General features: G+C 69.1%; 8 protein-coding genes and 1 tRNA gene. 4 read left to right on the forward strand and 5 right to left on the reverse strand.

Annotation, left to right across the window (positions count from 1 at the left end):
* Together LDL48_RS42875 and LDL48_RS42880 are read right to left on the reverse strand one after the other, a co-directional pair.
* A partial coding sequence (locus tag LDL48_RS42875) for a pyruvate dehydrogenase E1 component-related protein (protein WP_504786609.1) occupies positions 1-856 on the reverse strand: 856 nt, incomplete at its 3' end.
* A 150-nt stretch (positions 857-1,006) separates the two neighbouring features.
* Positions 1,007-1,411 (reverse strand): YjbQ family protein, encoded by a 405-nt coding sequence (locus tag LDL48_RS42880; RefSeq protein ID WP_225260957.1) that lies wholly within the window; start codon positions 1,409-1,411, stop codon positions 1,007-1,009.
* Positions 1,412-1,678: 267 nt separating this feature from the next.
* Between LDL48_RS42880 and LDL48_RS42885 the strand changes: the two genes are divergently transcribed.
* From LDL48_RS42885 to LDL48_RS42900, 4 genes are all read left to right on the forward strand, one after another.
* Positions 1,679-3,955 carry a thiamine pyrophosphate-dependent enzyme gene (locus tag LDL48_RS42885; protein WP_225260958.1) on the forward strand — a complete coding sequence of 759 codons (2,277 nt, stop codon included), beginning with the start codon at positions 1,679-1,681 and terminating at the stop codon, positions 3,953-3,955.
* Between the two features lie 104 nt (positions 3,956-4,059).
* Positions 4,060-4,491: a DUF3052 domain-containing protein gene (locus LDL48_RS42890; protein WP_225260959.1), complete on the forward strand. Its 432-nt coding sequence runs from the start codon at positions 4,060-4,062 to the stop codon at positions 4,489-4,491.
* 82 nt (positions 4,492-4,573) lie between these two features.
* On the forward strand, positions 4,574-5,050 hold the full coding sequence (locus LDL48_RS42895; protein ID WP_225260960.1) for a peroxiredoxin: 477 nt from the start codon (positions 4,574-4,576) through the stop codon (positions 5,048-5,050).
* A gap of 28 nt (positions 5,051-5,078) precedes the next feature.
* Positions 5,079-5,150, forward strand: a tRNA-Val gene (locus tag LDL48_RS42900).
* A 196-nt stretch (positions 5,151-5,346) separates the two neighbouring features.
* Here LDL48_RS42900 and LDL48_RS42905 read toward each other — a convergent pair.
* The 3 genes from LDL48_RS42905 to LDL48_RS42915 all read right to left on the reverse strand — a co-directional run bounded on the left by LDL48_RS42905 (position 5,347) and on the right by LDL48_RS42915 (position 9,828).
* The gene (locus tag LDL48_RS42905) at positions 5,347-6,384 is read right to left on the reverse strand and encodes a hypothetical protein (RefSeq protein WP_225260961.1); all 1,038 of its coding nucleotides are present in this window, start codon (positions 6,382-6,384) and stop codon (positions 5,347-5,349) included.
* A gap of 594 nt (positions 6,385-6,978) precedes the next feature.
* The gene (locus tag LDL48_RS42910; RefSeq protein WP_225260962.1) at positions 6,979-7,545 is read right to left on the reverse strand and encodes a hypothetical protein; all 567 of its coding nucleotides are present in this window, start codon (positions 7,543-7,545) and stop codon (positions 6,979-6,981) included.
* Positions 7,546-7,698: 153 nt separating this feature from the next.
* Complete coding sequence (locus LDL48_RS42915) at positions 7,699-9,828, reverse strand: galactose oxidase-like domain-containing protein (RefSeq protein WP_225260963.1); 2,130 nt, start codon at positions 9,826-9,828, stop codon at positions 7,699-7,701.
* Positions 9,829-10,468: the final 640 nt, after the last annotated feature.

Here is a 10,468-nt window from a genome sequence, read left to right on the forward strand (position 1 = left end):
CGTTGCCGCGGACCGGCCCGTCCAGCCGCTGCAGGTTGCAGTTGATCACGAAGGTGAGGTTGTCCAGCTCCTCGCGGGCGGCCAGGCCGATCGCGCCGAGCGACTCCACCTCGTCCATCTCGCCGTCCCCGAGGAACGCCCAGACGTGCTGGTCGGAGGTGTCCTTGATGCCGCGGTGGTGCAGGTAACGGTTGAACCGGGCCTGGTAGATCGCGTTCAGCGGGCCGAGACCCATGCTGACCGTCGGGAACTCCCAGAAGTCCGGCATCAGCCGCGGGTGCGGGTACGACGGGAGGCCGCCACCCGGGTGCGACAGCTCCTGGCGGAAGCCGTCCAGCTGGTGCTCGGAGAGCCGGCCCTCGAGGAACGCCCGGGCGTACATGCCCGGGGAGGCGTGCCCCTGGAAGAAGATGTGGTCGCCGCCGCCCGGGTGGTCCTTGCCGCGGAAGAAGTGGTTCATGCCGACCTCGTACAGCGAGGCGCTGGACGCGTAGGTCGAGATGTGCCCGCCGACGCCGATCTCCGGGCGCTGCGCCCGGTGCACCAGCATCGCCGCGTTCCACCGGATGTACGCCCGGATGCGGCGCTCGACGGCCTCGTCGCCGGGGAACCAGGGTTCCTGCTCCGGCGGGATCGTGTTGATGTAGTCGGTGGACGTCAGCGGCGGCACGCCGACCTGTCGCTCCCGGGCCCGCTCGAGCAGGCGCAGCATCACGTACCGGGCGCGTTTGGCCCCGCGTTCGTCGATGACTCCGTCGAGCGACTCGACCCACTCGCTGGTTTCCTCGGGGTCGATGTCCGGAAGCTGGCTCGGCAGGCCGTCACTGATCACCGGGCGCTTGCGTTCCGTAGCCACAGGCATTCCTCTTGGTCGGTCGGACCGTGCGCTCCCGTTGTGGGGAAGGCACGGAGTTGCTTCCATCCTGCCCCCTCCCGGTGTCTGCCGTCACGCCGACCGTGCGGTCACGCGACTCTCGACACAGGTACCGAGCAGTAACTTCGGGTCTCAGGCCGGCAGGAACGAGAATCGGACCTGCCGGGTGGGATTGTCGCCGTTCGGGTCCACCAGGCAGATCGACTGCCAGGTGCCGAGCGCGATGCGCCCGTCGAGCACCGGAAGCGTCGCGTACGGCGGGATCCAGGCCGGCAGCACGTGATCCCGGCCATGCCCCGGGGAACCGTGCCGGTGCCGCCACCGGTCGGCGGTCGGCAGCAGTTCGTCGATCGCGCTCAGCAGGTCGTCGTCCGACCCGGCGCCGGTCTCGATGATCGCCAGCCCGGCCGTGGCGTGCGGAACGAACACGTGCAGCAGCCCGTCGCCCTGGCCACCGGCGAACTGCTCGGCCTCGCGAGTGATGTCCCGGACGACCGGCCGGTCCCCGGTCCGGACGGTGATCACCTCGGTACGCATCCGCAAAGTCTGCCTCATCCGGTTCCGCCGATCCGGACGGGTCCACCGGCGCCTAGGTGTACAGGTCCAGCACCAGGAACGCCCCGGCCGTCATCCCCAGCCAGACCAGCCCCAACGCGATTCGTCCCAGCACCCACCCACTACACCACCCGGGCGCCCGCCACCCGGCCCTTTCCGGCCGCACTCACTCCCCGGCGTACCGGGTGGGCCGGCCGCGCCGGACGTGCGGGCCGATTTCTCCCGTGGCAGTGCTCGCGCCGGTCCGTAATGCTGGTGCGCGTGACCACGCCGCAGAACCTCGACGAGCGTTTCCGTGACGCAGTGTCGGCAGTGGCGCCGTCCGGGTCGCAGCCCGCGCCCGACGACGGCCTCCGCACCGGCTCCGCGCTCACCGGCAGCCAGGCCCGTCTCCTGTTCGACGCCCAGCTCACCAGCCGCCACCTCGACCTCGCCGCCCGCTGGCTGCGCAGCTTCAACGAAGGCTTCTACACCATCGGATCGTCCGGTCACGAGGGCAACGCCGCGGTGGCGGCGGCGCTCCGGGGCGACGATCCGGCGCTGCTGCACTACCGCTCCGCGGCGTTCTTCTGCGCCCGCGCGGTACAACGGCACGGCCCCGACGCCCTCGAGGACGCGGCCCGGGACGTGCTCCGCGGGATGGTCGCCTCCGCCCGGGAACCGATCGCCGGCGGCCGGCACAAGGTCATCGGCCGGTCCGACCTGGACATCATCCCGACCACCTCGACCGTCGCCTCGCACCTGCCGCGGGCGGTCGGCCTGGCGTACGCGCTGGACCGGGCCGCGGCCCAGCGCGGCATCAGCACGCCCTGGCCGCGGGACGCGGTGGTGGTCGCCTCGTTCGGCGACGCGTCGGTCAACCACGCCACCGCCACCGCCGCGCTGAACACCGCCGGCTGGTACGCGCACACCGGCGTACCCCTGCCTCTGCTCCTGGTCTGTGAGGACAACGGGCTGGGCATCAGCGTCCCGTCGCCGGACGGATGGGTGGCCGCGGCGCTGGAGTCGCGGCCCGGTATCCGGTACTTCGCCGCCGACGGCTGCGACCTGGCGGCCACCTACGACGCCGCGGTCGAGGCCGCCGCCCACGTCCGCGAGCAGCGCCGGCCGGCCGTGCTGCACCTGTCCGTGGTGCGCTTCATGGGCCACGCCGGCGCGGACGCCGAGGTCGCCTACCGCACCGCCGAGGACATCGCCCGCGACCTGGACCGCGACCCGCTGGTCGGCACCGCGCGCCTGCTGGTGGACGCCGGCCTGGCCAGCCCCGAGGAGCTGATCACCCGGTACGACGAGGTGGGCTGGCAGGTGCGCAAGGTGGCCGAGGACGTGCTGGGCGAGCCGAAACTCGCCACCGCCGCGGAGATCGTGGCGCCGCTCGCCCCGCGCCGCCCGCTCCGCGCCGCCAGTACCGTGGCCGACGCCGGCACCCGCGCGGCCGGCCCCGGCGCGGTGGCCCGGAACCAGGCGTTCGGCGGCAGGCTGCCGGAACTCGGCGCACCGATGACGCTGGCGCAGACCATCAACGCGACGCTCACCGACGCCATGCTGACCACGCCCGGCGTCCTGGTGTTCGGCGAGGACGTGGCCCGCAAGGGCGGCGTCTACGGCGTCACCAAGAACCTGCGGGACCGGTTCGGCGACGAGCGGGTGTTCGACACCGTGCTGGACGAGACCAGCATCCTCGGCCTCGGACTCGGCGCCGGCCTGGCCGGGCTGCTCCCGGTCCCCGAGATCCAGTACCTGGCCTACCTGCACAACGCGGAGGACCAGCTGCGCGGTGAGGCGGCCACGATGTCGTTCTTCTCGGCGGGCGCCTACCGCAACCCCATGGTGGTCCGGGTGGCCGGTCTGGCGTACCAGCAGAGCTTCGGCGGACACTTCCACAACGACAACGCGCTCGGCGTGCTGCGCGACGTACCCGGCCTGGTGCTGGCCGTGCCCGCCCGCCCGGCCGACGCGGCGCCGATGCTCCGGTCCTGCCTGGCCGCCGCCGCGGTGGACGGCAGCGTGTGCGTGTACCTCGAGCCGATCGCGCTCTACCACACCCGCGACCTGTACGAGCAGGGCGACAACGAGTGGCTGTCACCGTACGCCGGGCCCGCCGAGTGGGCCGGCGTGCACGTGCCGATCGGCCGCGCCCGCACCTACCCGGTCGGCAACGCCGAGAACCTGACCATCGTCACGTACGGCAACGGCCTGCGGATGTCGCTGCGGGTGGCCGCCCGCCTGGCCGCCGAGGGGTACGGCTCCCGCGTGGTCGACCTGCGCTGGCTGTCCCCGCTGCCGGTGGCCGACGTGGTCCGCGAGGCCACCGCCACCGGCCGGGTCCTCATCGTCGACGAGACCCGCCGCTCCGGCGGGGTCGGCGAGGGGGTGCTCGCGGCCCTCGTGGACGGTGGTTACGTCGGTGCCGCCCGGCGGATCGCGTCCGCCGACTCGTTCGTACCGCTCGGCCCGGCCACCGAACACGTGCTGGTCGGCGAGGATGCCATCACTCAGGGTGCCCACGCCCTGCTGGCGCGGTAAATTGCCACACACTCGGTGCGCCACTTGCGCCCGGGCTTGCAAGTGTGTGGACTACCCCCACCGGGCCGGTTGCCCGGCCCACAGAGAAGAGGAGGCAAGCGACAGTGAGCGCGACCGCTGGTCAGGCCGACGGCGTACGTAGCCTGGCGGACCGGTTCGGCCTCGAGCCGAACATGGTGGTCATGGAGATGGGATACGACGACGATGTCGACGAGGACCTCCGTGACGCCCTGACCGAACGAGTCGGCGATTTGGTCGACGAGGACACCGACGAGGTGGTCGACGCGGTACTGCTGTGGTACCGCGACGGCGACGGTGACCTGTTCGAACTGCTGACCGATGCTTTGAACCCGCTCGCCGACAAGGGCGTCGTGTGGTTGCTGACACCGAAGGCGGGCCGCGACGGCCACGTCGAGCCCAGCGAGATCAGCGAATCCGCGCCGACCGCCGGCCTGCAGCAGACCTCCACGGTGAACGCCGGCAAGGACTGGACCGGCGCCCGCCTCGTCACCCCCCGGGGTACGAAGAAGAAGTAACCCCCGCCTCCCTCCGCTGCACGGCCGGCACCCACCCGGGGTGACCGGCCAGTTGGCGTTGGCCACGTCCTAAGGTGGGAGGATGCCGATCGAGGTGGGGACGCCGGCCCCGGACTTCGCCCTGAAGGACCAGAACAACCAGGAGATCCGCCTGGCCGACTTCCGCGGCCGCAAGGCGGTGCTGCTGGTCTTCTACCCGTACGCTTTCACCGGCACCTGCCAGCGCGAACTCGCCGAGATCCAGGAGCGCCTGGACGAGTACGCGACCGGCGACGTGCAGATCCTCACGGTCAGCGTCGACTCGCCGTACAGCCACAAGGTCTGGGCGCTGCGCGAGGGCTACGACTTCCCGCTGCTCGCCGACTTCTGGCCACACGGCGCCGTCGCCGACGCGTACGGGGTGCTCAACCCGGTGACCGGCACCGCGCACCGCGGCACCTTCCTGATCGACCGCGCGGGGGTCGTCCGGTTCGCCGAGATGACCGGCGCGGGGGAGGCCCGCGACCAGGCCGGGTGGCGTACGGCCCTGGCGGCGTTGGGCGCCGGTTCGGCACGGTAGGATGGCGGCTCCGGTGGAACGCCGAGCCGGGCGCGTAGCTCAGTGGGAGAGCACTCGCCTTACAAGCGAGGGGTCGTAGGTTCGAAACCTACCGCGCCCACCGATGGCGGACGCGACACGTCCGGAATGGCATCGGGCGCACGTTGTGATTCGATAGCATGGCTTTGCTATTGACTCAATGCGCCCGCTAGGTGCGAATACGACAGGAAGCAGCCATCATGACGATTCTTGCCTTCGAAGACTCGGTTCCGGGCGGCGAAGGAGGAAATGTCTTCGCGTCCCGGTGACAGCCTTTGTCATCGGTCGGCGGCGGTCTCCTGGTCTCCCGGGCGGCCGCCGCTTCCGTGTTCCTGCTCGTCGCCCTCGTCGTCCGGCGCGGTCATGGTGATCGTCCACTCGTAACGACCACCGGCGGGTGCGTCGTCCCGCCAGGAAACGCATTGCCACGAGCCCTCTGCGTAACGTTCGACCGTACCCACGTCGTTCTTCTCCTGGACGCCGATGTTGGTGGCGCCCGGCGGAAAGCGGAACCGGACGGTGAACTCGGTGAACGTGGAGTCATCCGGCCGGCCGGTGGGGGACCGGGCGTCCCAGGCGAGGAAGTCGATCCCGGTCCGCCGGAGCGGTTCCCACAGTCCCACCGGGCGATACCCGAGAGACCAGTGCACATCCGAACGGGCCGGCGGCTCGAACAGGATCAGCACCCGGACGCCCTCCGGAGACTCGGCGAGTGGCAGGGGCGTCAGGTGCATGCCGGAGTCGCTCTCCACGTCCACCTTCAGGCCCAGATCGTTGTAGGTCGGCGGGATCAGGGTCTTCCGGGGCGCGATGGGTCGCAGCGAACGGTAGAAGAGATACGGCGTGGGCGTCGTCACGTGCTTTTCCAGAATGGTGTCGGCGTAATCGTCCAGACCGATGGTGACGATCAGCTCGAGGCGTTCCCGATAGAGCAAGGACTGGTGATCGACGAGCCGTTCGATGACGCCGCGGTAACGGGACTGCCAGCCGTCGAAGCCTATTCTCAGGTCGGCGATCTCCTGGATGAGAACGTCGACCTGGTCTTCTCTGATCTCCAGCTCCCGCCGGCTGGCTTCCAGAAGTTCGGCGAAGAAGCCGTAGACCAGGCGGCTGACGATGGCCAGGACCGCGACTGCGGCGACCACTCGCAGCACGAACGCACTGACGTCGCCGGTCGATTTGAGTCCGAAGTAGCCACTGATGACACCGACGATCACGGCGACGTAGGTGATGGTGTCGCGCAGGGCCCGGGCCAGCGCGCCGCGCCAGGTGATCGGTGCGCGCTCGGCCGACCGCACCGCCGAAGGGGAAAGCACGACGTGATCGCCGCGGCGAGAACCGGATTCCCCGCCCTCTGCTGATGGTCGCACGAAGGGAGTGCCCTTCTCGAAGGATCTCGAATCTGCGCGCGGACGGGGAGGTCACACGCTTTCCGCCGACGCTACACCCGCCAATGGCCAGGCACCAGAAGTCAATGACCCTTCGCGCCGAGCCTATAGCGGCGCGGTCAGCAACAGCACCAAGAGGAGGGCTCCGGCAATTAGCACGGCCGGCAGCATGATCGCAAGAACGAGGAGCCGCAGCCGGTCCGACGCCCCCCGGGATCGGTGCAGCCGCCGGAACGGGACGTGCGAGGAATGATTTCCGGCGCCCTCGCCGCCGATCTGGTGCGATGGCATCATCAACGGAACCAGTAGCGCCTTAGAACCACGATGATCGGGCATGGGCACCTCGCACGGCCGGGAAGCTCGACTCACCGTTGACATTCTCCGACCGGGAACGCCGGCGGATCCGCAATGTCGAGAACACGACAAACATAACTATGGCATGACCCACTGCGTTTGTCCTACCCGCCTTTCGCCAGGCGGATACTCAGGCCGGCCGGCCACCGGGCACGGCGTCGTGGTCCGTCACTTGATCCACCGGTCGTAGAGGAAGTTCACCAGGATGCCGATCGGCATGGAGAACAGCAGCCCGGCCAGGAAGTACAGCCGTTCCCGGCTGGCCACCGAACGTTGGCTGAGCGCCTGACCGCGGGCAATGGTCCGGTCGATCAGTTCTTGTACCGCCTCCGCCTCGGCCCGACTCGCATCCTTCAGACGATCGAAGCTCTCCGCGTCCGCCTTCAATCGATTGATCATGGCGGTGCGGATGCCGAGTTCGGCCTCGAGTTCGGGTACCGCGTCTCGGATGTGCTCGACGTTGTCGCGCAGCTCCCGAAGGCTCTCCTCCAGGCCCTCCAGCTTTGCGAACAACGGCGTAAGCTGGCCCATTCGTTCCCGGTTCTCGTCGGCCCGGGCCTTTCCCAGAGCCGTCCACACGCCAAGGCCGAGTACGGTGAATGTCAGACCCAGGACATTCTCCAGATGATCTAGACCGCGCGGCGGGAAGAATTGCCCGGCCACTCCGAATGGGAGGGCCAGGAGCAATATCCACTCCATCTTGGATGCGGGCCGTCGAAGGAGAAAGCGAATCACCCGACGATGATTGCACGATAGGCCGGCGACGCCCGTCGGCTATTCGGGCGGCCCATTCTCCGGCCACGCGGACGACGCACCGTGCCCGGCGCCGGGCGGGCGACCCCGTTCAGGGGACACCCACCGCGGGCCGGGCGTCGGGCTGGGTGACTGTTACCAGGTCCAGTTCTGCAGTGCGTTGCCGTTGCAGGTGGTGATGGTGACCTGCGCGCTGTTGGTGTTCGAGGCCGCGGCCAGGCACAGCGTGGGACTCGCGGCCGGCCGTATCGTGCCGTCCGTTCGGAACTGCCAGGTCTGCGCCGCCGTCTTGTTGCAGTTGTAGGTCCAGATCCGTTGACCCGACGCGTAGTTCGCGTCCGGTACGTCGATGCAGTTGCCCAGGACCCGCAGGGTGTTGTCGTCCGGGAACCGGGTCAGCGCCTGGGCCTTGGTGCTGTTGCACGTGTAGACCTGCAGGTACGTGCGGATCGCGGTGGCCGACGACGGTACGTCCACACACCGGTTGGTGCTGTTCCGGACCGCGCTCATCACCGGGTTCGGGCTCTTGGTGACCTGAACCATCTTGGCGACCGACGGGACGCCGGCGGTGTCGGTGATGAAGAGCATGTAGTAGCCGGGGGGTGCCACGCCGCCGTTCGGGGGGCCGGTGACCGTCAGCGTCGTACCCGAGGTGGTGAACTTCAGCGGGACGTAGCGCTGGCCCTGGTCCACGCCGTGGGTCGAGTCGCTGAGTCCGACCAGCGCGACCTTGCCGATGCTGGCCGCGTTGGCGGAGGTGACCGAGAAGTTCGTGTTGACGCCGATGCTGGCCGGGGCCGTGGAGATCACCGGACGGGTGGCGAGCTGGCCGCTGCCGTCGTTCTTGTAGAGGTACGGCGGGGTGAAGTACTCGATGTTCTTCTCCAGGTACCCGACGTCCATGCAGACGCCGCAGATGCCGCCGCCTCCGGTCATGACCCGGCCGTCGGGAAGCAGCGCGGCGGTCGAGTGGTACTGCCGGATCCGGCTCGCGCCCGCCAGCACCGTCCACTGGCCGGTGGCGGGGTTCCAGCGTTCCGCCGTCGTCACCGCGTTGTTCAGGTCGACCAGCCCGTTGGACGCGGTGCTCTTCATACCGCCGGTCGCCAGCACCGAACCGTCGGCCAGCACCGTCACGTTGTGCTGCCGGCGTCCGGTCGCCATCGATCCGGTGGACGTCACGGTCGGCACCAGCCCGGTGGTGCTGTTCACCACCACGGAGGTACGGCTGGGCACCTTCGCCACGCCGCCCTCGGTGAGGCTGCCGCCACCGACCACAATCGACTTGCCGATGTCGTACGTCGCGAAACTGCCGTAGTCCCGGTTGATCGAGTCACGCGTGGTGGTGCCCCGGATCACCCCGTTCCCGGCGGTGTTCAGCGTGTACGCGGTGGTGTACGGGCCGAACAGTCCGAGTTGCGTGTCGGGCCGCGAGCCCATGAACGGGTACACCCGTCCGCCGTACTGGGTGAAGCCGGTGAGCGAGCGGATCGCGCCGTTCGTCTGGTACACCTCGGCGGTCGACGGTCCACCGCCGACGATGACCTCCTCACCGTTGGCCATCTCCGCGACCGACGGGTACCACCGCGCCGCGGCCATGTCGTTGCCGCGGGTCCACGTCTCGGTCTGCCAGTTGAAGACGTAGGTCCGGACCGTTCCGGCGAGGCTCGCGTTGGCGTTGCCGCCGGCGATCAGAATGTTGCCGTTCGCGAGATGCGCGAAGCCGGCACAGAAGATGTTGGTGCCCTGCAGGTCGACCCGCTTGTGCGTGTTGTCGGCGGGATTCCAGACCATGGCGCGGGTGAAGCTGTGATCCGGGTACGTCTCGGCCGCGTTGTCGCCCACCGAGTCCCAGATGAGCAGCTTGCCGTTCGGCAGCACGGCCTGGAAGACCGGCACCACGGGCGTACCGGTGACCGCGCTCCACGATCCCGTCACCCCCGGGTCCGCGGCCGCGGCGGCCGACGATCGGGCCGTTCCGGGGCGCAGTCCGGTGGCGCGCTGGATTCGCCTGGCGCTCTCGGCGGTCTTCTCCTCGATGACCCGCATCGGCGTGCCCACCAGGTCCTGGGCCAGGTGCTCGGCGTCGTCCTCGGCCAGGTGCGCGTGTTCGGCCACCTGGGCGTGCTCGTGCGCGTGTTCGTGCGTGTGGACATGTGGCGCGGCTTCCGGGGGGCCGGGTGATCCGACCGCGGTGGCCGAGGTACTGAACAGCAGTACCCCCGACACCAGACCCGACCAGATCAGCCTGCGGCGCGTACGCATGGAATTAGTTCCTTTCGCCAAGGACCAGTGATCGTTCGCTGTCGACGGCGCACCGGAACCCGGGCGGCATTATCCCGACGTTTCGGGTCCTTGTGGTCCTGCTTTTGTGCGCAGTTCGCCGCATCCGTCAATCGGATTAGTGACAGCTCAAGGGTGGGTTGATCCACGAATGCGAGTTCGCGGTCCGTCTCATGTGGCCAGTGGCGTCACTTTAACCTTTGTAAAAGTGACCATCAATGCCTGGTGGCGGCCCGCTACGGTCGAACTGCCCCGCCATCCGGTTATGTGATACGTCCGAACGGCCGACCTCCGCTGGCGGGGCGGACAATTCGTTTTGCTTGACATCGCGGCAAGCCGATACACAGGACGAAAAAGCCGGAAAATCAGACGATTCGCGTCGTAGGGCGTTGTTTCCGCGCGGCGCATACCGGCCGGGCCCCCGGCGGTTGAGCACCAGTTCGAGACGCCGACGCGCCGCAGGCCCGGGGGGTCCCGAGCCGTCCGCCCGCCGGCCTGACCGGAAACCAACTTGAGTGGGGGCATGGGTGATGGCCCGGGGTGGCCCGGGTGGTGGAGAGGTGTTCAGGCGGCGGCGGGGGTGAGGGTGACCTGTAGGCCCAGCGCTTCGAGTTGTTGGATC

The sequence above is a fragment of the Jidongwangia harbinensis genome (assembly GCF_020216025.1).
Classification (GTDB): Bacteria; Actinomycetota; Actinomycetes; order Mycobacteriales; family Micromonosporaceae; genus Actinoplanes; species Actinoplanes harbinensis.

What these genes read in the sequence shown, in the direction of transcription:
- LDL48_RS42895 (WP_225260960.1), top strand. Translation starts at nt 4,574, where the DNA reads ATGCCGATCGAGGTGGGGACGCCGGCCCCGGACTTCGCCCTGAAGGAC.
- LDL48_RS42880 (WP_225260957.1), bottom strand. Translation starts at nt 1,411, where the DNA reads ATGCGTACCGAGGTGATCACCGTCCGGACCGGGGACCGGCCGGTCGTC.
- LDL48_RS42885 (WP_225260958.1), top strand. Translation starts at nt 1,679, where the DNA reads ATGCTGGTGCGCGTGACCACGCCGCAGAACCTCGACGAGCGTTTCCGT.
- LDL48_RS42915 (WP_225260963.1), bottom strand. Translation starts at nt 9,828, where the DNA reads ATGCGTACGCGCCGCAGGCTGATCTGGTCGGGTCTGGTGTCGGGGGTA.